The following is a 21,932-nucleotide window of genomic DNA, read 5'->3' as shown; positions in this document are numbered from 1 at the left end:
CGCGCGTTCGGTACGGCGGCCAGAGAAGCGGCCAGAGAAATGGCCAGAGAAGCGATCAGTGCAGCGGGCGGGTCCGACGCGGCTCCGGCCGGTGCGCCTCGGCCTCCTCGTCGCGACGTGCCCGGCGACCGTGGGTGCCGGTGAACGACTGCTCGACCCGGATCACCAGGTACCCGACGGCGATGCCGACGAGGAAGCTGTAGAGCGCGCCGAGAGTCACGTTCGAGACATCGACGTTCGCGGCCAGCAGGCGCGTCGTCGACGGCGCGGTCGCGGCCACGCCGAACGCGCACACCCACCAGCCCTGCCGGCGCCGGGCCCGCATGAAGACGCCCCAGACCAGGGCCGGGTAGCCGAGGAGCGCCACGATCGGGTGCGGCACCGCGCCGAGGGTCGACTTGGTCCAGTCCCGGATGTCGTCGCCCACCCCGACAATGTCGCGCGACCCCCACTGCGCGATCGCCTCGCTGTACGCGAGCGCGAAGACCAGCATCAGCACGGCCCCGCCGGCGACGACGTACCCGCGCCGGCCGAGGCCGTGCAGACCGGCGCCGAGGCGGTACACCAGCGCGAACGCGCCGACGAGCGCGAGCGCCAGGACGGCGTACTCGAACTTCTCGACGTCCACGTCCGGGCTCTCCGCCGGCCCGTAGCCGACCACGCCCAGCGCGCCCAGCCAGGCGACCCCGGTGGCGATCAGCACCTCGCGGATCGCGATCCCGAAGTTGGCGGCCGGCCGGGTGACCATGATGGCGAGCGTCGCCGCGAGCACACCGGTCCCGACCGCCGCTCCCGCGGTCAGCGGTTGCCAGTCGGAGACCACGGCGCCGATCGCCAGGGCGCTGGCCAGGCCGGTCGCCCATATCGGCCGTCCGCCGGTCCGGACCGCGAGGCCCCAGGCGAGCGCTCCGGAGACAAGGACGGCACCGACCTGGCGGATCACGTCGGGAAGGTCGGGGGCGATCCGCACCAGGGCGATGCCCACCGCTCCGGCGAGGAGCAGGATCACCCACCACTCGCGATCGGTCGGCCGGGCGGCGTGCGGGTCGGCCACGACGGTGGTCGCCGGCTTCGCCGGGCTGCTCACCCGCGAGGCCGAGGGATTGGTCGCCGGGACGCGCGGCGGGGCCGGGGCCCGGTCCTGCTTCCGGGTGGTCCGCGGAGCCTTCACAGCCGGCGCGGCCGGGGCCGCGGCACGATCGGTCAGCGGCGCCGCGACGGGCGGAGCGACCGCGGGCTTGACCCGGCCCTCGCCGCGACGGCGCAACCGGGCCGGCGCCGGCTTCACCCGGGTCCTCAGGACCGGGGCGGGCTCGGGGGCCGGCTCGTGGGCGGGCCCAGGGGCCGGTTCCTGGGCCGATTCCTGGACAGCAGGCTCCGGCTCGGCGTGCGCGATCGTCGCCTCCGGCTCGACGACCGGTGCCTCGACCTGTGCTTCGAACGGGGCCTCGACCTGGGCCTCGATCGGGGCCGCCTCCGGGACGGGCGCGGGCGCGACCTCCGGCGGGCCGACGTCCGCGAGCGGACGGGCTGCCGCGTGTCGGGGCGCGTGCGGCGTCGTGATCGCCGGGATCCCGTACGGGTCCGTCAGCGGGTCGGAGCCGTACGGAAAGCGAGGGGTGTCGGCACGGCGTCGCGCCGGGCGCGCGGCCGGTCGCTCCGAGGCGGGCAGCACCGGATAGGCGGTGGCCGACGGCGGCCGCGAGGCCGGGCGGGCCGCCGGGCGGGCCCGGCTGTACGCCGGCCCGGGAACGCCGCCGCTCGCCCGGGAGGCCCGCTCGGGGACAGCGCGACGCCGACCGGGCGCCTTGTCCGGCGTCGGTTCCCGGCCTGAATCTGGGCTCGAACCGGGGCTGGGTTCTGGGGTGCCGTCAGGGCCAGACACCTGTGCCACCTTCGTCTGGAGTGCTCACGGGATCGACCACCGAGACTACCAACCAGTCACATCCGCCGGTTGCTCAACGACGGGTTCCGTTCGCGGGCCGTGCGGACGACCTCCGGGTCGAGATCGACCGAGAACCAGCCGGCGGCGTCGTCCAGCTCGGCGACCACGTCACCGGTCGGCGCGATCGCCACCGAGTGCCCCGTGTACCGCGGACCGGGCTGCCCGGCCGCGACCACCCAGCAGACGTTCTCGATCGCCCGCGCGCGCAGCAGAGTCAGCCAGTGGTCGAGCTTGCCCGGACCGGCCACCCAGGCCGCCGGGAGCACCAGCGCCTCCGCACCCCGGGCCGAGAGCGCCCGGGCCAGCTCCGGAAAGCGCAGGTCGTAGCAGGTCATCAGCCCGAGCCGCAGGCCGCCGAGGTCGGCGGTCACCGGCTCCGTCGGACCGGGCGTGACCAGGTCGGTCTCGCGCTGGCCGAACGAGTCGTAGAGGTGGATCTTGCGGTACGTCGTCCGGCTGGCTCCGTCGGTCAGCACCAGGGTGTTGAACGGACGCGCCGGGTCGTCGCCCTGCTCGAACATCCCGCCCAGGACCGACGCCCCGGTACGCCGGGCCACGCCGTCCAGCGCCTGCACGAACGGGCCGTCCAGCGGCTCGGCGTACGGAGCGAGCTCCGACCCGGGCTCGCCGAAGTCGCGGGCGAACGCTTCCGGCAGCACGATCAGGTCGGTGCCCGGAGCCGGGTCGACGGTCTCCAGCGCCGCACGGTTGCCGGCCGGATCGAGGGCAGCAGCGTGCTGCCACACCGCGACCGTCAGCGCCTCACCCATCCCCCCAGGATGTCAGACCGCTCCATCGCCCCCGGCGCACCGCCCTCTCCTTCGCGTAACCTCGGCCCGTGGAGACCGACAGGATCGGAGCGGTTGTCCTCACCGGGGGCAGCGCCGTCCGGCTCGACGGGGCCGACAAGGCGTCGATAGAGCTCGGTGGGCTGACCCTGCTCGAGCACGCGCTCGGCGCGCTCCTCGACATCGACGAGGTCGTCGTGGTCGGCGATCCGGTGCCCACCACCCGACCGGTGACGTTCACCCGCGAGGACCCGCGCGGAGGCGGTCCGGCCGCGGGAGTGCTCGCCGGACTGCGCGCCTTCGCCCGCAAACCCGACGTGCTGGTCGTCCTCGCCGTGGACATGCCGCTGGTGACGAGCTCGACGGTACGGCGGCTGACCCTGGGGCTGGAGCACGACGGCGCGGTGCTGATCGACGACGGCCAGCGGGTGCAGTACCTGTGCGCCGCCTACCGGACCGCGGCGCTGCTCGCGGTCGGGCCGTCGTACGAGGAGGAGTACGGGATGTCGATGCGCCGGCTCGTCGGCCGGCTCCGTCTCGACCAGGTGCCCGCGTTCGGTCCGGAGACCCGGGACATCGACACCTGGTCCGATCTGCGCGACCTCCGCGAGACGTTCGGGGAGTAGGCCCGGCAGTTGAGATTCTGCACTTGCGCGGGGGGCGGCGGCTGGGTGATCGTGGACGGGTGAACCTGCACGACTGGATCGACGAGTTGTCGGACGCGCTGGACGTCGACGTGGACCTCGACGAGGCACTGATCCTCGACCTGGCTCGGGACGCTGCCCACAACGTGGCACGGCCGGCCGCGCCGATCACCACGTTCCTGCTCGGGTACGCCGCCGCTCGCCACGACGCCGACCCCGACCAGACCGAGCGGCTGGCTGCCGTCGCGGCCGACCTGGCGCAGCGCTGGGACAAGTCCGCGGACGCGATCGCGCACGAGGACGACGACCCCGAGGTCGAGGAGGAGCTCGAAGCTCTCGAGGCCTAGCCTGGCTCCATGCGCGCAGTCATCGCACCCAGCCCCGGCGGACCCGACTCCCTCGTCATCGCCGACCTTCCCGATCTCGAACCCGGTCCCGGCGAGGTCGTCCTGGACGTGGTGGCGAGCGCGGTCAACCGTGCCGACACCCTCCAGCGGATGGGCTTCTACCCGCCCCCGCCGGGCGCCAGCGACGTGCTCGGCCTGGAGTGCTCCGGGACGGTCCGCAGCGTCGGCGCGGACGTCACCGGCTGGTCGGTCGGCGACGAGGCGTGCGCGCTCCTCGCCGGCGGCGGGTACGCCGAGCAGGTGCTGGTCCCCGCGGGGCAGCTGATGCGGGTGCCGGCCGGCGTCCCGCTCGCCACCGCCGCGGCACTGCCCGAGGTCGCCAGCACGGTCTGGTCCAACGTCTTCATGATCGCGAACCTGCAGCCGGGTGAGCTCTTCCTCGTGCACGGCGGCGCCGGTGGCATCGGCACCTTCGCCATCCAGGCCGCGGCCGCTCTCGGCGCCCGGGTCTTCACCACCGCCGGTACGCCGGAGAAGCAGCAGCTCTGCCTCGACCTCGGCGCCGAGCGCGCCATCAACTACCGGGACGAGGACTTCGTCCAGGTCGTCAGCGAGGCCGGCGGGGCCGACGTCGTCCTCGACAACATGGGCGCGAAGTACCTCGGCCCGAACGTGCGGGCGCTCGCCACCGAGGGCCGGTTGGTGATCATCGGCATGCAGGGCGGCATCAAGGCCGAGCTCGACATCGCCGCGCTGCTCGGCAAGCGGGGCGCGGTGATCGCGACGTCGCTGCGATCACGGCCGGTCGCCGAGAAGGCGGCGATCTGCCGCGCCGTCGAGGAGCACGTCTGGCCGCTGGTCGAAGCCGGCCGGATCAAGCCGATGGTGCAGGCGGAGTTCTCCCTCGACGAGGTCGCCGCAGCGCACGCGCTGATGGACGCCGGCGAGCACAGCGGCAAGATCCTGCTGCGGACCTAGGCGACGTCGCGGACCAGGTAGGTGACGCTGATCCCGTCGGCGACCTTCGCGGCGTTCACGCTGACCTCGTACTTCTCGCCCTTGAACGAGCCCGTGTAGACCGACCCCATCTGCATGCCCTCGTCCGAGGAGAAGCCGGCGTTCTTGAGCTTCTCGCTGATCTGGGTGAAGACGTCCTCGGCGCTTCCCTCGGCCTGGAGGATCACCGACCAGGCGTACGGACCGCCCTCGGTCCCCTTCGCCCCGCCGATGACCTTGCCGTCGACGACCGGGACGTCGTCGGACGGGAAGCCTTCCGGGAGCCCCTTGCCGACGGTGATGGTGCCCTCGTCGGTCTTGATCGACGCGCTCTTGCCGTCGCTGTCGGCCGACACCTTGGTGCCGTCCGGCATCGTGACCGTCTCGTCGTCACCGCACCCGGCCAAACCGAGACCCGCGACCACGAGCACCGCCACCGCCAAACTCCGCACCGTTGTCCTCATGGGCGGCATTGAACCAGTCCTCGGCGAACCGGTGGCGGGGAACCAGCGGATAGGGTCGTAGGCATGACGAGCCAGCAACCCGAAGAGGGCCAGGACCCGCGGATCATGATCGTCGACTCGGAGGGCACCCCTGCCGCCGAGCTCGTCGGGGAGGACAACGACCAGGTCACCGACCTCGTCGAGGAGCCCGCCAAGGTGATGCGGATCGGCAGCATGATCCGGATGCTGCTCGAGGAGGTGAAGGCCGCTCCCGTGGACGAGGCCGGCCGCACCCGGCTCGCCTCGGTCCTCAAGACCTCGATCGACGAGCTCAAGGAGGGCCTGGCGCCCGAGCTCGGCGAGGAGCTGGACCGGTTGATCGACCCGTTCGGCGACAGCACCCCGTCCGAGTCCGAGCTGCGGATCGCCCAGGCCCAGCTGGTCGGCTGGCTCGAGGGCCTGTTCCATGGCATCCAGACGGCGATCTACGCCCAGCAGATGGCGGCCCGGGCCCAGCTCGAGCAGATGCGGAAGGCATTGCCGCCGGGCTCGATGCCGATGGCGCCGGAAGGCGCTCCGGCACCCGGGGAGAGCAGCTCCGGCGGGATGTACCTGTAGGGGCCTAGCTCCGGAACCGCCGGGCCAGCAGCAGCAAACCGCCCAGCACCAGGCCGACGGCCAAGCTCGACCCGACCACCGGAAGCCACCGGGTGCCCTCGTCCGGATCCTTAGTGACCGGACCGCTCACGACCGGCGGCGCCATCGGTCCTCGGGGAACGCCGGTCACGGCTTGGATCTCCGCTGCCGTGCGGGCGTCGTACGGGACCGTGCCGCCGCAGAGGGAGACCCGCATCCGGCCGGGGTGCGTGCCGTTGATGAAGAACAGGTAGCGCTCGTCGGTCGCCAGCGACCCCAGCCCGCAGGCGGCCTCGTCCGCCGGGCCGACCAGCTTCTCCCGGGCGGCCGCCCTACCCTTGTAGACCTTGTCGACACTGACGCTGTACGTGGTCTCCACCCCGTTCGACGCCACCCACTTCAAGGTCCCGTCGACGACCGTCTCGGCGTGCTTCACGCTGGCCGCGGTCGGGACCATGGCGCAGCTGCACGCCCAGGACGCCGACGGGGTGAGCACCAGGATCCCCGCCGCGACGGCGAGGACGAGCAGGGTGCGCAGCGCGGCCATGCCCTTCATCCTGCAGGCGTGCTCGACCGGCTGTCGAGGATCGACTCGATGACCTGGGCCACACCGTCCTCGTCGCTCGGCGGTGCGAGGCGAGTGGCGATCGCCTGGACCGTCGGGTGCGCGTTCGCCATCGCGTACGACGTCCCGGCCCACGCCAGCATCGGGATGTCGTTGGGCATGTCGCCGAACGCGACCACCTCGGCGGCGGCGATCCCGCGCTCGCCGCAGAAGCGTTCGAGGGTCGACGCCTTGGTCACCCCGCGCGCGCTCACCTCCAGCATGGTCGTCGTGGAGGACCAGACGATCTCGACGAGGTGGCCGACGGCCAGCTCGGCGGCATCCCAGAACTCCTGCGGTCCGAGCTCCTCGTGCCGCACCAGCAGCTTGTACGCCGGCACCCGGGCGATCTCGTCGAGGGGACCGCGGCGGGCCCCGTCGGGCACCGGGTAGCGCTCCAGGAAGCCGGTCTCCAGCGCGATCCCGTCCACGGTCTCGACCGCGAAGTGCGACCCCGGGACGGCGGCTCGCAGCAGAGCCGCCACCTCGAGGATCGTCGCGACCGGGATCGGCCGTTCGAGCGCCGGAGCGGCGGCGGTGACGTCCCAGAGCAGCGCGCCGTTGGAGACGATCGCGAACCCGTGGCCGCCGACGTGCTCGAAGACGTCCTCGGCCCAGCGCAGCGGACGTCCGGTGACGAAGACGACGTCGACCCCGGCGTTCTCGGCCGCGACCAGCGCTGCCCGCGTGCGCGCGGTGATCGAGCCGTCCGAGTGCACCAGCGTGCCGTCGAGGTCGGTCGCCACTAGTCGCACGCTCACAAGGCGACCTTAGCCAGCACTTCCCTTCCCGCCGGGCCGGGGCTAGTCTTATTCAACCAGTCAGTTGAATACATCAGGAGACGCGATGCCCACGACCCCCTCCGCCGCCGACGACCACCGCGCCGTCGCCGGCCTCTTCTCCGACCTGGTCGGCACCACCGTCCCGCTGGCCTGGGACAACCAGTCGCCGGTCCGGGAGTGGAAGGCCCGGGACGTCGTCGGCCACCTCGTCGAGTGGTTCCCCGGGTTCCTGGAGTCCGGCGCCGGGATCACCCTGCCGGCCGGCCCGTCCGCCGCCGACGACCCGGTCGGCGCCTGGCGGCACCACGCCGCTGCGGTGCAGGCGGTCCTCGACGACCCCACCACCGCGGGCAAGGTGCTCACCAACCCGCACCTGGGCGAGGTGCCGCTCGACCAGGCGATCGCGAACTTCTACACCAGCGACGTCTTCCTGCACACCTGGGACCTGGCCCGGGCGACCGGGCAGCCGGTCGCGCTCGACGAGGACCGGTGCGCCGCGATGCTCGCCGGGATGGAGCCGATGGACGAGGTGCTGCGGCAGAGCGGTCAGTACGGCCCGCGGATCGACGTACCGGCGGGGGCCGACGCGCAGAGCCGGCTGATGGGGTTCATCGGCCGGGATCCGCAGGCCTGGAGCTGACCGGCCGCGCCATCACCAGGTTCCCGTCCGCGTCGCTGCCGCGCAGCGAGGTGAAGCCGCACTTGGCGAGCACCCGGACGCTGGCCTTGTTGCCGGGCTCGGTGCTCGCCCGGACCCGGACGCCGAGCTGGTCGGTCTGCTCGAGGAGACCGCGCAGCGCCTCGGTCGCGGCGCCGTGCCCGCGGGCGTCGGCGACCAGCCCGTACCCGACCTCCGCCTCGGGCACGCCGTCGTCGGCGGGCTCCGGCGGACCGTAGAAGCCGATCGACCCGACCACCAGTCCGTCGAACGCCCGGACCACGTGCCGCGGGGACCAGCTGCTGCCGGTCTCGCCGATCATCGAGAGCGCGTCGAGGTCGTCCTTGCGGGGGTAGTCCGGGTGGAAGGCCGGCCCGCGACCGCCGCCGAGCATCGCCCTGGCCTCGGCGGGGCTGACCAGCTCGAGGCGCAACCGCACGGTGCTGACGACGTCCGGAAGATCCATCACCGGAACCAGCGTCGGAGCTCGACCGCCGCGCCGTCCTCGTCAACCGGGGCGGTGACGTGGTCGGCCGCGTCCCGGACGACCTGCGGCCCCTGGCCCATCGCCACCCCCCGGCCGGCCCAGGTGAGCATCTCGATGTCGTTGCGGCCGTCGCCGATCGCCAGGACGTCGGCGGCGTCGATGCCGAGCTCGCGGCAGACCCACTCCAGTCCGCTCGCCTTGCTGACGCCCTCGGGCGCCAGGTCCAGCCAGGCGGTCCAGCCGATGAAGTAGTTGGTGCCGTGCAGGCCGAGCTGCTTGGCGAGGTTCACGAAGTCCTCGGAGGTGGAGTCCGGGTCGCGGATGATCACCCGGCTCACCGGCCCGGCGATCATCTCGTCGATGTCGCAGATGATCATCTCGCCGTCCAGCTCGCCCGGCGGGAAGAGCCGGTTCACCCGGTAGCCGACACCGTGCTCCTCGACGGCCACCGCCGCCCCCGGCACGTGCTCGAGCACGGTGCGGACCGCGGCGCTCGCGTCGAAGGTCACCTCGTGCACCATCTCCAGCGGCGCGTACCGGACGACGACCGAGCCGTTCGAGGCGACGACGTGCAACCGGTCGCTGCGGACCTCGCGAACCAGGTCGGTCAGGCCGAGCCGGTCGGCGACGCCCGCCATGCTCAGCGGTGCGCGCCCGGAGGCCAGGACCACGTGCGCCCCGCTGCGGGCCGCCGCCAGGACCGCCTCGGTCACCGCATCGGTGACGACCTCGGAGCTGAAGCCGTTCTCCAGGTCGGGGATCAGCAGGGTGCCGTCGATGTCGAGCGCGACCAGGGCTGGGACCCAGCCGGGCTCACCAGGTTTCGACAAGCTCAACCTCCGACAACCGGTTCGAGGACCTCGCGACCCAGCCACTTCTGCAGCGCCTTGGGCACCCGGACCGAGCCGTCGGCCTGCTGGTGGGTCTCCAGGATCGCGACGATCGTCCGGGTCATCGCGCAGAGCGTGCCGTTCAGCGTCGCCACCGGGCCGACCTCGCTGGCCCCCGCGCCGGCGTACCGCGCGCGAGTGTCGAGCCGCCGGGTCTGGAACTCGGTGCAGTTCGAGGTCGAGGTGAGCTCGCGGTACTTGCCCTGGGTCGGGATCCACGCCTCGCAGTCGAACTTCCGGATCGCCGAGAGACCGAGGTCCCCGGCCGCCACGTCGATCACCTGGTAGGCCAGCTCGAGCTTGTTCAGGAACTCCTTCTCCCACTCCAGCAGCCGCAGGTGCTCGGCCTCGGCGTCCTCCGGCGCGGCGTAGACGAACATCTCCACCTTGTCGAACCAGTGCACCCGGATGATGCCCTTGGTGTCCTTGCCGTGCGAGCCGGCCTCCTTGCGGAAGCACGGGCTGAACGCGGCGTAGCGCAGCGGCAGTGCGTCGCCGTCCAGGATCTCGTCGGAGTGGTACGCCGCCATCGGCACCTCCGAGGTGCCGACCAGGTAGAGGTCCTGGCCCTCGATCCGGTAGACGTCGTCGGCCGCCTGCCCGAGGAAGCCGGTCCCGGCCATCGCCTCCGGCTTCACCAGCGAGGGCGCGATCACCTGGGTGAAGCCGGCCTCGCGGGCCTGCTCCATCGCCAGGTTGATCAGCGCGAACTCGAGCTCGGCACCGACGCCGGTGAGGAAGTAGAACCGCGATCCGGAGACCTTCGCGCCGCGCTCGATGTCGATCGCGCCGAGGAGCTTGCCGAGCTCGATGTGGTCGCGGGGCTCGAAGCCCTCGGCGGCGAAGTCGCGCGGCGTACCGACCGTCTCGAGCACGACGAAGTCGTCCTCGCCGCCGGCCGGCGTCGCGGCGGCGGCCGGGTTCGGGATGCTGAGGATCGCGTCCTGCCAGGCCTGCTCGGCGTCGTTCTTGGCGGCCTCGGCGGTCTTCACCTCGGCGGAGAGCGTCTTGGTCTTCTCCAGCAGCGCGGCCTTCTCGTCGCCCTGCGCCTTCGGGATCAGCTTGCCGAGCTCCTTCTGCTCGGCCCGCAGCGACTCGAACGCGGCGATCGCGGCCCGCCGGGACTCGTCCGCGGCCAGCGCCTGATCGACCACCTCACCGGAGAGACCGCGCTTCGCCTGGGCAGCACGGATCAGGTCGGGGTTCTCACGGAGCACACGGGGATCGATCACCTGGCGAGGATATCGGTCGTGGATACCGGTTTACACCGGCGGAAGGACCACCGGCAGCTCGACTGCGGATCCCGGCACGATCGGCGGTGACGCCTTGCCGACCGGCTCCCACGTCGTACCGCCCTTGAGCAACCGGTACGCCGAGATCCGAGCCGTGTCGGCGCAGAAGAGCCAGGTCGTGCCGTCCTCGGCGACGAAGCCTCCGGAGAACCCGCACGGCGTCGCCGGTTCGCCCGGCTTCTCGGTGCCGTCGTCGACCCGGATCTCGCCGCCCCGACGCTGCACCGGCCGGACGTCGCCGATCCCGTTGCCGGCCGGCAGGGTCGCCTCGGAATCGGTGTCCTCGATGTAGGGCAGCCCGGTGTTCTTGTCGAAACCGTTGGCGAAGATCCAGCCCCGGTGCCGCGGCAGGCTGCCGTCCCGCGCGCCAGTGCCGGCGACCAGGTCCAGCCGCCAGACCGCGCGCTCGGTGTCGACGACCCGGAGGACCTCCGGCTCCTTCGGGTCGAAGGCCGCACCGACGGCGATCAGGTCAGGGCGGCCGGTCAGCGCCCGGACGTCGACCACGCGCTTCGCGTCCGTGGTCGTCGAGTAGACGGTCAGCCGGCCCTGACGCCCCTGGGAACGCGGAACGCCCGTGTCCTGCAGGGCCACCTTCTGGTCGCCGCTGACGAGCACGGCGACGCCGTCGGAGTAGGTGTCCGGGTTGAGCGCCGTGGGCAGCCGTCGCGCGGTGGCGGTCCCGGTGCTCGGGTTGTAGGCGACGTACACGGCGGCCGTGAGCTCGCCCTCGCCGCCGCTCTCCACGGTGAACCGCAGCAGCCAGTCGCCCCCCACCAGGTCCGCCCCCTCCGGAGCGTCCGACGAGGACCCCGCGGACGGAGTCGCGTCCGGATCGCCGGACCCGCAGCCGGCAGCCAGCAGCAGCGCCCCGACCGTGACCAGCGCCCCGAGGACACGGAGGCCCTTCGTCCGCACTCGCACCGCAACCCCCTGCATCCTCGACCACCTCCGAGTGTGCCAGAAAAGGGTGAACCGAGACCCCCCTCGCGGCCGGCCGGGCACCCAGCGACAATGGCAGGGTGAAGCGATCGGTCGACGACCCAGGCGATTCCGACCTCGAGGTCGGCCCGCAGAAGCACGGAGCCGCCGGGATCACCGCGGTGGCCAAGGCGCTGAAGATGTCCCACGAGCAGATGGGTGTACGCCGGACCGCACTGACGCTTGCCCGGGTCAACCAGAAGCACGGCTTCGACTGCCCCGGCTGCGCCTGGCCGGACCCCGATCACCGCAACGCCGCCGAGTTCTGCGAGAACGGCGCCAAGGCCGTCGCCGAGGAGGCGACGCTGCGCCGGGTCACGCCGGAGTTCTTCGCCGAGCACGCGATCGCCGACCTGGCCGAGCGCTCCGACTACTGGCTGGGCCAGCAGGGTCGGCTGGTCGAGCCGATGTACCGCCCCCGCGGCGCGACCCACTACGAGCCGATCGGCTGGGACGCCGCCTTCACCTTGATCGCCGACCGGCTCCGCGCGCTGCCCACCGCCGACGCCGCGTCCTTCTACACCTCCGGCCGTACGTCGAACGAGGCCGCATTCCTCTACCAGCTGATGGTGCGACGCTTCGGCACCAACAACCTGCCCGACTGCTCGAACATGTGCCACGAGTCCAGCGGATCGGCGCTCTCGCACTCGATCGGGATCGGCAAGGGCTCGGTCTCGCTGGAGGACCTGTACGCCGCCGACCTGATCATGGTCGTCGGGCAGAACCCCGGCACCAACCACCCGCGGATGCTGAGCGCGCTGGAGAAGGCCAAGAAGAACGGCGCCCACATCGTCACGATCAACCCGCTCGACGAGGCCGGGTTGCGCCGCTTCCGGAACCCGCAGTCGCCGGTCGGCCTGCTCCGGGGCACCGAGCTCTCCGACGAATTCCTGCAGGTCCGGCTGGCCGGCGACCAGGCGCTGTTCGCGGCCCTGGCCAAGCTGACCGTCGACGCCGGCGCGGTCGACGAGGAGTTCGTGGCGACCTACTGCTCGGAGTACGAGGAGTACGTCGAGCACCTCGGCGACCTCGACTGGGACCAGGTGGTCGCGACCACCGGCCTCGACCGCGCGCAGATCGAGGCGCTCGCCGAGCGCTACCGGAACTCCGAGCGGGTGATCGTCTGCTGGGCGATGGGGCTGACCCAGCACCGGGACGCCGTCGCCGCGATCCAGGAGATCACCAACCTGATGCTGCTCCGCGGCAACATCGGCAAGCCCGGCGCTGGCCTCTGCCCGGTGCGCGGCCACTCCAACGTCCAGGGCGACCGGACGATGGGGATCTGGGAGAAGGCACCGCAGTCGTTCCTGGACGCGCTCGGCACCGAGTTCGGGTTCACGCCGCGGGCCGACCACGGGCTCGACGCCGTCGACACGATCCGGGCGATGCGATCCGGTGACGTCCGGGTCTTCTTCGGGCTCGGCGGCAACTTCGTCGCGGCCACGCCCGATACCGCGGCCACTGCGGCGGCGATGTCCGCCCTGGACCTGACCGTGCAGGTCTCCACCAAGCTCAACAAGTCGCACGCGATCTGCGGGCAGGAGGCGCTGATCCTGCCCTGCCTCGGCCGCACCGAGCGCGACGACCAGGCGGCCGGGCCGCAGGTGGTCAGCGTCGAGGACTCGATGGGGATGGTGCACGTCTCCCGCGGCCGGCTGGACCCGGCCGGCGAGGAGCTCCTCTCCGAGGTCGCGATCGTGACCCGGCTGGCCGAGAAGCTGCTGCCGGCCGGCGAGGTCGACTGGGCGGCGCTCCGCGGCGACTACGACCGGATCCGGGACCACATCGCCCGGGTGGTGCCGGGCTTCGAGGACTTCAACACCCGGGTCCAGGCACCGGGCGGCTTCGCGCTGCCGCACCCGCCGCGCGACGAGCGGGTGTTCCCGACGGCGACCGGCAAGGCCCGGTTCACCGTCAACGAGCTGAGCGGGATCGAGGTCCCGGCCGGGCACCTGATCCTGCAGACGCTGCGCAGCCACGACCAGTTCAACACCACCATCTACGGCCTCGACGACCGCTACCGCGGCATCAAGGCGGGCCGGCGGGTGGTGTTCGTGAACCCCGACGACCTGGCCGAGCTCGGCTTCGCCGACGGTGACCACGTCGACCTGATCAGCGTCTGGAGCGACGGCGAGCGGCGGGCCGAGCGCTTCCGGGTGGTGGCCTACGAGACCGCCCGCGGGTGCGCCGCCGCGTACTTCCCGGAGACCAACGTGCTCGTCCCCCTGGACGCCGTCGCCAAGGTGTCGAACACCCCGGCGTCGAAGAGCGTGGTGGTCCGCCTCGAGGCGAGCACGGCTAGCATCACGCCGTGAACGAGACACCACGCCAGCGGCTCGCGGCCCAGCTCTGGGCCGTCTTCTGCATCGCGGCCTTCGCGCTGCTGGCGGCACTGGTGTCCGGCCGGGCCCAGGCTGTCCTGGACCTGGATTCCGACGTCGGCCGCTGGCCGCACGAGTTCACCAGCGACCACGACTGGGCCCGCACGACGTTCGTCTGGATCGGGCACCTGACCGGCACCTGGGCGATGACCGGGCTGACCGCCGTGGTGGCGATCGCGCTGATCGTGAAGAACTACCGACGGGCCGCCGCCTGGGCGGTGCTGGTGATGGCCGGCACCGCGGTGCTGAACACCGTGCTCAAGGTAGTTGTCGCCCGGGACCGTCCCGAGTGGGACCACCCGATCCAGACGCTGAAGACCTACTCGTTCCCCTCCGGGCACTCCAGCGCGATCACGGCCGCCGCCGGGATCGCGATCGTGCTGACCGCGATGCTGGTACGCCGGCGCGGCCTCCGCCGGCTGGCCGCGACGCTCGCGATCGGGGCCGTGCTCCTGGTCGGTGCCGACCGGATCTTCCTGGGCGTGCACAACCTGTCCGACGTTGCCGGCGGCTACCTGCTCGGCGCCGTCGTCGTGCTGGTCTCGCTGCTCTTCTTCGACCCGCGCCCCCGCTCGATCGCCCTGGTCGACGAGCTGCCCCCGGACACCGTGCCGCCGAGCCGCCGCAAGGTGGCCGCGATCCTCAACCCGATCAAGGTCGACGACCCGGCCGGCTTCCGGGCGATGGTCGACCGGATGGCCGTCGAGTCCGGCTGGGCCGAGGTCGTCTGGTGGGAGACCACCGAGGAGGACACCGGCTACCGGATGGCGCACGAGGCGGCCGTCTCCGGCGCCGACGTGGTGATCGCGATCGGCGGCGACGGCACCATCCGGGCCGTCTGCGAGGAACTGGCCGGCACCGGCATCCCGGTCGGCATCGTGCCCGCCGGGACCGGCAACCTGCTGGCCCGCAACCTCTCCATCCCGCTCTACCTGCGGGCCGCGGTCGACGTCGGGCTCAACGGCCAGGACCGGGCGATCGACATGGTCCGGGTCTCCGGCGACGCCATGGACGACGCCACCTTCCTGGTGATGGCCGGGATGGGCTTCGACGCCGCGATCATGGAGGGCGTCAACGAGGACTTCAAGAAGAAGGTCGGCTGGCTGGCCTACGCCTGGTCCGGCCTCAAGGCGCTGATGTTCCCGGCGATCCGGGTCGAGGTCTCCGTCGACGGCGGCGAGTTCACCAAGCACCGGGCCCGGACGATCGTGATCGGCAACGTCGGCAGCCTGCAGGCCGGGATGCCGCTGATCCCGGACGCCGAGATCGACGACGGCCAGCTCGACGTGGTGCTGCTCTACCCGCGACGGTTCCTCTCCTGGTTGCCGCTGGCCGCCCGGGTGCTGACCAGGAACCGGCGCACCGACGCGACGATCACCCGGATGACCGGCCGGAGCGTCGTCGTACGGACTCCGACGGCGGCGCCGCGCCAGCTCGACGGCGACCTGATCGAGCCCGGCAAGGAGCTCCGCGCCGAGTGCGACCACGGCCGGTTGCTGGTGCGCGTTCCGCGCTGAGCCCGGACCACTAGGATCCCCGCCATGGGCGTCTTCACACCGCTGGCGATTCGGATCGGCGGCATCCCGTGGCTGCCGCGCTACCTGCGCCAGATCACCGCGATCGACAAGTTCCTGCAGCGGATCTCCGGCGGCCGGATCTCGCTGCTGGGCCTGGCCGGCCTGCCGAGCATGATGCTCACCGTGGTCGGCCGGAAGTCCGGCATCGCCCGCACGACACCGGTCCTCACCGTCCCGTACCAGGGCGGCTTCCTGATCGCCGGCTCCAACTTCGGCGGGGTCAAGGCGCCGGTCTGGGTGCTGAACGTCCGGGCGGCGCAGGAGGCCGACGTCCCGGTCGACCTGGTCGTCAACCGGGTCGCGCACCAGGCGGTGCCGCGTGAGATCCAACCCGGTCCCGAGCGCGACGCGATCTGGGAGCACATGCTCAAGACGTGGCCGAACTACGCCAAGTACGCCGTCCGCACCGACCGGCTGATCCCAGTCTTCCTGCTCGATCCGGCCTGACCGAGGAACGAGTACGTAATCAGGCGACCCTCACCCCCGGGCCCGGGACACCGCGTCGGACTCCTCCGGGGAGAGCGGCTGCTCGCAGGTCCAGGCGCTGATCGACTTGGCGTAGGTGCGCGCCTCGGTCCGCCCGTGGATCGAGGTGAGCACCGTCCCGTTGCCGTGGTCGTCGAGCAGCGCCAGCGACCAGGACAGCCCGCCGCCGGTGTCACCGAAGGCGTCGTACCGGACCACCGCGAGGTTGCGCAGCGCCATCGCCGCCTCGGCTCGCAGCGCGGCCACCTCGTGCCGGAGCCCGAGGGCGTCCTCGGGCAGGTCGGCGACGTCGGCGAGGTCACCGGACCCGGCCCGGCGGCGGTCGAGCAGCACCACCCCCAGGGCTCCGAGGGCGACCAGCAGGGCCAGGACCGAGACAGCAGTGCTCACCGGTGAAACGGTAGGCGGACGAAACCCCGTCGAGGCGCAGGCTCGCTCATGGGAAACTCATCGCGTGACCTCGCGACGCATCGCCTACCAGGGCGAACCCGGATCCAACTCCCACATCGTGTGCAAGCAGCACTACCCGGACTGGGAGCCGATCCCGTGCGCCTCCTTCGAGGACGTCTTCGCCGCGGTGGAGGGGGCTGACGGGATCGCCCCGATCGCCGAGCTCGCGATGATCCCGATCGACAACTCGATCGCCGGCCGGGTCGCGGACATCCACCACTTCCTGCCGGCGTCGAACCTGCACATCATCGGCGAGCACTTCCTGCGGATCCAGTTCCACCTGATGGCGACGCCGGGCGCGACCCTCGACACCATCAAGACGGTGCACAGCCACGTGCACGCGCTCGGCCAGTGCCGCCGGATCATCCGCGAGCACCACCTGGTCCCGCTGATCTCCGGCGACACCGCGGGGGCAGCGCGCGAGGTCGCCGAGGCCTCCGACCCGACCCAGGCAGCGATCGCGCCGCCGCTGGCCGCCGAGATCTACGACCTGGAGATCCTGGCGCGCGACGTCGAGGACGAGGACGACAACACCACCCGGTTCGTGGTGCTCTCCCCCGACTACGTGGAGGCGCCCCGCGGCAACGGCCCGGTCGTCACGAGTTTCATCTTCAACGTGCGGAACCTGCCCGCCGCGCTCTACAAGGCGCTCGGCGGGTTCGCCACCAACGGCGTGAACATGACCAAGCTGGAGAGCTACATGGTCGGCGGGCACTTCGCCGCCACCCAGTTCCTGGCCGAGGTCGACGGGCACCCCGAGGACCCGGCCCTGAAGAACGCGCTCGAGGAGCTGGCGTTCTTCACGACCGAGGTGAAGATCCTCGGGGTCTACCCGGCGGACGCCTTCCGCTCGGACGTCTAGGCCGGCGGGTTCTGCATCAGCGCGAACATCCCGCCCTGCGGGTCGCTGTAGAACCCCATCCGGCCGACGCCCTGGACGTCGAAGTTCGGCGCGACCACCTTGCCGCCGAGCTCGACGGCCCTGGCACCGCTGGCGTCGGCGTCCTCGACGTTGAAGTAGACGTTCCAGTGCGGCGGGATGCCCTCCATCATCGGGAGCATCGCCCCGCCGACGACGTCGCCGGCGACGTTCTTGATCGTCGTGTACTCGCCCTCGGGCATCTCCATCACCTCGGTGCCCAGGCCGACCACGTCGGCGTAGAAGGCGAGCGCCTTCGGCACGTCGGGGGTGATCACCTCGTTCCAGATCGGGGTGCCCGGCTCGTTGGCGCGCTCGGTGCCGATCGATGCGGCCGCCTGCCACAGGTTGACGCGGGCTCCGGTCGGGTCCTGGATCGCCACCATCCGGCCGGCGTCCATCACGTCGAACGGGCCGGCCTCGACCTTGCCGCCGGCCGGCTCGACCTTGGCCGCCGCCGCGTCGACGTCGTCGACCGCGAGGTAGACGCCCCAGAACGCCGGGTGCCCTTCCATCCCGGGCATCTGGCCGCTGATCCCGGTCACGGTGTCCCCGTCCAGCTTGCTCTGCCGGTAGACCCCGCCGCCGGCCTCCGCGGGCAGCGGCATCTCCTCGATGTCCCAGCCGAACAGACCGGCGTAGAAGGCCGCTCCTGCCTCGGGGTCCGGGGTCGTCAGCTCGACGTAGTTCGGCGTGGCCTGCTGGTACTTCTCAAACTTCGGCATGGCGCTCTCTTCTCGTGGATCGACCCCGGCTTCATGGACACCCCTAGTCCTACTCCCCGCCACCGACAGCGACAACCCAACGGTGGATGAACGGGTTAGGTTGGCGCCATGGATGACGGTGAGCGGACGGCGGATCTCGGCTTCGCCCAGGTCGACCTCGACCGTGCCCGGCGTACCGGCGACCCGGAGGTCGTGTATGGCGCCGGCAAGACCGCACGCCAGGTCGTCGACATCCTCCGCACCCTGCACGAGCGGCAACCCGAGCGCGCGGTGCTGGCGACCCGGCTCGCGGACGACGCGATCGCCCTGGTCGCCGCCGAGCTCGACGGGGCGCGCATCGACGAGACCGCCCGCGCCGCGACCCTCGGCCCGCTGCCGATCGCGCAGGGGCTGGTCGCCGTGATCGCGGCCGGCACCAGCGATGCGCCCGTCGCCGCCGAAGCCGCGCTCACCGTCCAGGTGCACGGCGCCGAGGTACGCCGGATCGACGACGTCGGCGTCGCCGGCATCCACCGCCTGCTCGAGGCCCGCGACCGGTTCGCCGACGCCGACTGCCTGATCGTGGTCGCCGGGATGGAGGGCGCGCTGCCGAGCGTCGTCGGCGGCCTGACCGGGGTGCCGCTGGTGGCCGTCCCCACCAGCGTCGGGTACGGCGCGTCGTTCGGCGGACTCGCGGCGCTCCTCGGGATGCTCAACTCCTGCGCGCCCGGGATCAGCGTCGTCAACATCGACAACGGGTACGGCGCCGGCGTCTTCGCGGCCCGGGTCGCCCGCAACGCCAGGCCGCGCCGATGAGCAGGGTCGGCTGGTTCGACGCCTCGTCGGGGATCAGCGGCGACATGGTCCTCGGCGCCCTGATCGGTGCCGGCGTCCCGTCCGAGGTGATCGTCGGCGCGATCGTCGCGGTCGCCCCCGAACCGATCGACGTCGCCGTCGAGACGGTCACCCGCAACGGGTTCGCGGCCACCCGGTGCCATGTCGAGGTGGCGGACTCGGTGACCGAGCGGAGCTGGGCCAGCATCCAGGAGCTGCTCCAGGACTCCGCGCTCGACGCCCCCGTCCGGACCCTCGCCCTGGAGATCTTCGAGCGGCTCGCCTGGGCCGAGGCCACCGTGCACGGGACCGGGGTCGAAGGAGTGCACTTCCACGAGGTCGGCGCCCTGGACTCGATCGCGGACATCGTCGGGGCGGCCGCCGGCTTCGTGCACCTCGGCCTGGACGAGGTCGTCTGCACGCCGGTCGCCCTCGGGGGCGGCTCCGTCGCGATCGCCCACGGCCGGATCGGCGTACCGGCACCGGCCGTGGTCGAGCTGCTCCGCGACGCGCCGACATACGGCGGCCCGATCGAGCGCGAGCTGACCACCCCGACCGGCGCCGCGATCCTGGCCTCGGTGGTGACCCGGTACGGCGTCCAGCCGGCGATGACGGTCGACGACACCGGGGTCGGCGCCGGCGGGGCCGATCCCGAGGGGCACGCGAACGTGCTGCGGCTCAGCGTGGGGACGAGTACCCCGGCGAGCGAAGCGCCCGGGAGCGCGCTGGTGATCGAGACCAACGTCGACGACCTCGACCCGCGGCTCTGGCCGGACGTGATCGCCGCTCTGCTCGCGGCAGGAGCGGCGGATGCCTGGCTGACGCCGATCCTGATGAAGAAGGGGCGGCCCGCGCACACCCTGCACGTCCTGGTCGCCGCCGACGCCGCGGCCGCCGTACGACGAGAGATCTTCCGGCAGACCTCGACGATCGGCATGCGGGAGAGCACGTTCGCCAAGCACGCCCTCGACCGCGAGCTGATCTCCGTCGACCTCGACGGCCACCGGATCGCGGTCAAGCTTGCCCGCCTGGACGGCGAGCTGATGAACGTGCAGCCGGAGTACGAGGACGTCGCCGCAGCGGCCCGCGCCCTCGACCGGCCGATCAAGGACGTCCTGGCCGAGGCCAACGTGCTGGCCCGCGCCGCCACCTCGTAGATTTGCCGGGTGGATCTCGCCGTCATTGCCCTGAGCTTCGCGGCGATCTTCGTCGTCGAGCTCCCCGACAAGACCTTCATCGCCGCCCTGGTGCTCTCCACCCGCTACCGCGGCATCTACGTCTGGATCGGCGTCGGCCTGGCGTTCCTGGTGCAGACCCTGATCGCGGTCACCGTCGGCCGTGCGGTGTCCTTCCTGCCCGACGACCTGGTGAAGGTCGTGGCGGCGGCGATCTTCCTGTTCGGCGCGATCCTGCTGATCCGGGAGGCACCCAAGGCCGACGCCGCGGAAGCGGAGACCGAGGAGGAGTTCGCGGCGAAAGCGACCGCCAGCAAGACCGGCCTGGCCGCGATCGGGACCTCGTTCATCGTCCTCTTCGCCGCGGAGTGGGGCGATCTCTCCCAGCTGCTCACGATCAGCCTGGTCGGCAAGTACGACGAGCCGGTCAGCGTCTTCCTCGGCGCCTGGGGTGCGCTGCTGGCGGTCTCCGGGCTCGCCGTCGTCGCCGGCCGGTTCCTGCTCCGGCACCTCAAGCTCTCCCGGGTCTTCTACGCCGGCGCCGCGATCTGCCTGGTGCTCGAGGCGCTGACGCTCTACGAGCTCGCGACCTGACCCACCTGGCGCCGGAGTCGTAGGCTCGCACCATGCCTCTTGGAGCCTCCAGTGAAGTCGGCCGGTTGCGGACCGTGATGCTGCACCGTCCCGGCCCCGAGCTGAAGCGGCTGACCCCGCGGAACAACGACAAGCTGCTCTTCGACGGCATCCCCTGGGTCTCCCGGGCCCAGGACGAGCACGACGCGTTCGCCGCGGCACTGCGCGACCGCGATGTCGAGGTCCTCTACCTGGTCGACCTGCTGGTCGAGACCCTCGCCGACGAGCGCGCCCGGACCCGCGCGATCTCCGACGTGCTCGGCTCGCTGAACCTCGGCGACACGCTGCGCGACTACCTGCGGCTGGCGCTCGGCGGGCTCTCCCCCGAGGGCCTGGCGTCGGTTCTCACCGCCGGCATCCGCAACGACGAGGTCCGCGGCGGCTTCGGCCTGGTGACCTCGCTGCTGGCCCACGACGACTTCCTGATCGACCCGCTGCCGAACCTGCTCTTCACCCGCGACTCCAGCGTCTGGGTCCGGGACCGGGTCGCGATCACCTCGCTGGCGATGCCGGCCCGGGAGCGCGAGACCCAGCTGACCGAGCTGATCTACACCGCGCACCCCCGGTTCGCCGGCGTGCAGACGATCCACGGTGCCCACCACGAGCACGTCGAGGGCGGTGACGTGCTGCTGCTCTCGGCGGGGGTGATCGCCGTCGGCGTCGGCGAGCGGACCACGCCGGCCGGTGCCGAACGACTCGCCCGCCAGGTCTTCGACGCGGGCCTGGCGACCACGGTGCTCGCCGTACCGATCGCCCAGGAGCGCGCCACCATGCACCTGGACACGGTCTGCACGATGGTCGACGTCGACAAGATCGTGATGTACCCGAACGTGGCCGACCACCTCCAGGCGTACGCCGTCACTCAGCGCGACGGCGTCCTCCAGGTAGCCCGCGCGGAACCGTTCCTGGTGGCGGCCGCGAAGGCGATGCAGATCGACACGCTGCACCAGATCGACACCGGCCTGGACGCGGTCACCGCGGAGCGCGAGCAGTGGGACGACGGCAACAACACCCTGGCACTGGCGCCCCGGCTGGCCGTCGCCTACGAGCGCAACGTCGAGACCAACGCCCGGCTGGAGGAGGCCGGGATCGAGGTGATCGCGATCGCCGGATCCGAGCTCGGCTCCGGTCGCGGCGGACCCCGTTGCATGAGCTGCCCGATCGCACGGGACGAGCTCTAAAGAGTCACGCGAAAACGTGAGAGCCCGGCCGATGTTGACGGGGGATGCAACACCGACCGGGCATTTGCGACTCTAGAACAAGTATCCGTTTCGTGCCAG

The 21,932-nt window shown here is 71.9% G+C and carries 24 protein-coding genes; 13 read left to right on the top strand and 11 right to left on the bottom strand.

Annotated features, from left to right (window positions below; genetic code table 11):
- Positions 1 to 55: 55 nt before the first annotated feature.
- Together EFK50_RS09645 and EFK50_RS09640 are read right to left on the bottom strand one after the other, a co-directional pair.
- Complete coding sequence (locus EFK50_RS09645) at positions 56 to 1,885, bottom strand: hypothetical protein (RefSeq protein ID WP_148046111.1); 1,830 nt, start codon at positions 1,883 to 1,885, stop codon at positions 56 to 58.
- Positions 1,886 to 1,941: 56 nt separating this feature from the next.
- Positions 1,942 to 2,715, bottom strand: a complete 774-nt coding sequence (locus EFK50_RS09640) for a carbon-nitrogen hydrolase family protein (RefSeq protein WP_123227369.1) — start codon at positions 2,713 to 2,715, stop codon at positions 1,942 to 1,944.
- A 68-nt stretch (positions 2,716 to 2,783) separates the two neighbouring features.
- On the opposite strand from EFK50_RS09640, the gene mobA reads away from it, so the two are divergent.
- The 3 genes from mobA to EFK50_RS09625 are packed head-to-tail and all read left to right on the top strand — an operon-like array spanning position 2,784 to position 4,702.
- Positions 2,784 to 3,359, top strand: a complete 576-nt coding sequence (mobA, locus tag EFK50_RS09635; protein WP_123227368.1) for a molybdenum cofactor guanylyltransferase — start codon at positions 2,784 to 2,786, stop codon at positions 3,357 to 3,359.
- A gap of 59 nt (positions 3,360 to 3,418) precedes the next feature.
- Positions 3,419 to 3,724, top strand: a complete 306-nt coding sequence (locus EFK50_RS09630; RefSeq protein ID WP_123227367.1) for a DUF6457 domain-containing protein — start codon at positions 3,419 to 3,421, stop codon at positions 3,722 to 3,724.
- A 9-nt stretch (positions 3,725 to 3,733) separates the two neighbouring features.
- Positions 3,734 to 4,702: an NAD(P)H-quinone oxidoreductase gene (locus tag EFK50_RS09625; protein WP_123227366.1), complete on the top strand. Its 969-nt coding sequence runs from the start codon at positions 3,734 to 3,736 to the stop codon at positions 4,700 to 4,702.
- Here the strand turns inward: EFK50_RS09625 and EFK50_RS09620 are convergent.
- A complete protein-coding gene (locus EFK50_RS09620; RefSeq protein ID WP_123227365.1) occupies positions 4,699 to 5,157 on the bottom strand; it encodes a hypothetical protein in 459 nt (152 codons plus the stop codon). The two genes, EFK50_RS09625 and EFK50_RS09620, sit on opposite strands and share 4 nt — an antisense overlap.
- Positions 5,158 to 5,247: 90 nt before the next feature.
- Here EFK50_RS09620 and EFK50_RS09615 point away from each other — a divergent pair, with 90 nt between their 5' ends.
- Positions 5,248 to 5,781: a bacterial proteasome activator family protein gene (locus EFK50_RS09615; protein WP_123227364.1), complete on the top strand. Its 534-nt coding sequence runs from the start codon at positions 5,248 to 5,250 to the stop codon at positions 5,779 to 5,781.
- Between the two features lie 4 nt (positions 5,782 to 5,785).
- On the opposite strand, the gene EFK50_RS22160 is transcribed toward EFK50_RS09615, so the two are convergent.
- Together EFK50_RS22160 and EFK50_RS09605 are read right to left on the bottom strand one after the other, a co-directional pair.
- Positions 5,786 to 6,346, bottom strand: a complete 561-nt coding sequence (locus EFK50_RS22160; RefSeq protein WP_183407750.1) for a hypothetical protein — start codon at positions 6,344 to 6,346, stop codon at positions 5,786 to 5,788.
- Between the two features lie 5 nt (positions 6,347 to 6,351).
- Positions 6,352 to 7,164, bottom strand: coding sequence for a Cof-type HAD-IIB family hydrolase (locus tag EFK50_RS09605; protein WP_123227363.1), 813 nt, complete (start codon positions 7,162 to 7,164; stop codon positions 6,352 to 6,354).
- Between the two features lie 85 nt (positions 7,165 to 7,249).
- On the opposite strand from EFK50_RS09605, the gene EFK50_RS09600 reads away from it, so the two are divergent.
- Positions 7,250 to 7,825 (top strand): TIGR03086 family metal-binding protein, encoded by a 576-nt coding sequence (locus tag EFK50_RS09600; RefSeq protein ID WP_123227362.1) that lies wholly within the window; start codon positions 7,250 to 7,252, stop codon positions 7,823 to 7,825.
- Here the strand turns inward: EFK50_RS09600 and EFK50_RS09595 are convergent.
- From EFK50_RS09595 to EFK50_RS09580, 4 genes are read right to left on the bottom strand one after another with little or no spacing between them, the layout of a single operon-like run.
- Positions 7,794 to 8,309, bottom strand: a complete 516-nt coding sequence (locus EFK50_RS09595) for a GNAT family N-acetyltransferase (RefSeq protein ID WP_123227361.1) — start codon at positions 8,307 to 8,309, stop codon at positions 7,794 to 7,796. The genes EFK50_RS09600 and EFK50_RS09595 overlap by 32 nt on opposite strands.
- On the bottom strand, positions 8,309 to 9,160 hold the full coding sequence (locus EFK50_RS09590) for an HAD family hydrolase (protein ID WP_123227360.1): 852 nt from the start codon (positions 9,158 to 9,160) through the stop codon (positions 8,309 to 8,311). Before EFK50_RS09590 ends, EFK50_RS09595 begins: the two co-directional genes overlap by 1 nt.
- Positions 9,161 to 9,162: 2 nt before the next feature.
- Complete coding sequence (serS, locus tag EFK50_RS09585; protein ID WP_123227359.1) at positions 9,163 to 10,452, bottom strand: serine--tRNA ligase; 1,290 nt, start codon at positions 10,450 to 10,452, stop codon at positions 9,163 to 9,165.
- 30 nt (positions 10,453 to 10,482) lie between these two features.
- Entirely contained in the window at positions 10,483 to 11,436 is a 954-nt protein-coding gene (locus EFK50_RS09580; RefSeq protein ID WP_148046110.1) for a hypothetical protein, read from the bottom strand.
- Between the two features lie 98 nt (positions 11,437 to 11,534).
- Between EFK50_RS09580 and EFK50_RS09575 the strand changes: the two genes are divergently transcribed.
- The 3 genes from EFK50_RS09575 to EFK50_RS09565 are packed head-to-tail and all read left to right on the top strand — an operon-like array spanning position 11,535 to position 15,898.
- Complete coding sequence (locus EFK50_RS09575; RefSeq protein WP_221177342.1) at positions 11,535 to 13,808, top strand: FdhF/YdeP family oxidoreductase; 2,274 nt, start codon at positions 11,535 to 11,537, stop codon at positions 13,806 to 13,808.
- Complete coding sequence (locus EFK50_RS09570; RefSeq protein ID WP_246004106.1) at positions 13,805 to 15,391, top strand: bifunctional phosphatase PAP2/diacylglycerol kinase family protein; 1,587 nt, start codon at positions 13,805 to 13,807, stop codon at positions 15,389 to 15,391. Before EFK50_RS09575 ends, EFK50_RS09570 begins: the two co-directional genes overlap by 4 nt.
- 24 nt (positions 15,392 to 15,415) lie before the next feature.
- Positions 15,416 to 15,898 carry a nitroreductase family deazaflavin-dependent oxidoreductase gene (locus tag EFK50_RS09565; RefSeq protein WP_123227357.1) on the top strand — a complete coding sequence of 161 codons (483 nt, stop codon included), beginning with the start codon at positions 15,416 to 15,418 and terminating at the stop codon, positions 15,896 to 15,898.
- Positions 15,899 to 15,928: 30 nt separating this feature from the next.
- Here the strand turns inward: EFK50_RS09565 and EFK50_RS09560 are convergent, their stop codons facing one another.
- Positions 15,929 to 16,327 carry a DUF4446 family protein gene (locus EFK50_RS09560; RefSeq protein WP_123227356.1) on the bottom strand — a complete coding sequence of 133 codons (399 nt, stop codon included), beginning with the start codon at positions 16,325 to 16,327 and terminating at the stop codon, positions 15,929 to 15,931.
- 64 nt (positions 16,328 to 16,391) lie between these two features.
- Between EFK50_RS09560 and EFK50_RS09555 the strand changes: the two genes are divergently transcribed.
- Entirely contained in the window at positions 16,392 to 17,249 is an 858-nt protein-coding gene (locus EFK50_RS09555; protein ID WP_123227355.1) for a prephenate dehydratase, read from the top strand.
- On the opposite strand, the gene EFK50_RS09550 is transcribed toward EFK50_RS09555, so the two are convergent.
- Positions 17,246 to 18,031 (bottom strand): VOC family protein, encoded by a 786-nt coding sequence (locus EFK50_RS09550; protein ID WP_123227354.1) that lies wholly within the window; start codon positions 18,029 to 18,031, stop codon positions 17,246 to 17,248. The two genes, EFK50_RS09555 and EFK50_RS09550, sit on opposite strands and share 4 nt — an antisense overlap.
- 108 nt (positions 18,032 to 18,139) lie before the next feature.
- Between EFK50_RS09550 and larB the strand changes: the two genes are divergently transcribed.
- Genes larB through EFK50_RS09530 form a run of 4 tightly spaced genes read left to right on the top strand, consistent with a single transcriptional unit; the run spans position 18,140 to position 21,833 of the window.
- The gene (gene larB / locus EFK50_RS09545) at positions 18,140 to 18,826 is read left to right on the top strand and encodes a nickel pincer cofactor biosynthesis protein LarB (protein WP_123227353.1); all 687 of its coding nucleotides are present in this window, start codon (positions 18,140 to 18,142) and stop codon (positions 18,824 to 18,826) included.
- On the top strand, positions 18,823 to 20,001 hold the full coding sequence (larC, locus tag EFK50_RS09540) for a nickel pincer cofactor biosynthesis protein LarC (RefSeq protein WP_123227352.1): 1,179 nt from the start codon (positions 18,823 to 18,825) through the stop codon (positions 19,999 to 20,001). The genes larB and larC overlap by 4 nt, the downstream gene beginning before the upstream one ends.
- A gap of 9 nt (positions 20,002 to 20,010) precedes the next feature.
- Positions 20,011 to 20,613 (top strand): TMEM165/GDT1 family protein, encoded by a 603-nt coding sequence (locus EFK50_RS09535; RefSeq protein WP_123227351.1) that lies wholly within the window; start codon positions 20,011 to 20,013, stop codon positions 20,611 to 20,613.
- 32 nt (positions 20,614 to 20,645) lie between these two features.
- Positions 20,646 to 21,833 carry an arginine deiminase gene (locus EFK50_RS09530; RefSeq protein WP_123227350.1) on the top strand — a complete coding sequence of 396 codons (1,188 nt, stop codon included), beginning with the start codon at positions 20,646 to 20,648 and terminating at the stop codon, positions 21,831 to 21,833.
- Positions 21,834 to 21,932 lie beyond the last annotated feature (99 nt).

Origin of the sequence: Nocardioides marmoriginsengisoli (genome assembly GCF_003725695.1) — a bacterium.
GTDB lineage: Bacteria > Actinomycetota > Actinomycetes > Propionibacteriales > Nocardioidaceae > Marmoricola > Marmoricola marmoriginsengisoli.
Note: the sequence above shows the minus strand (reverse complement) of the source record. Positions and strands in the feature narration are given on the sequence as shown.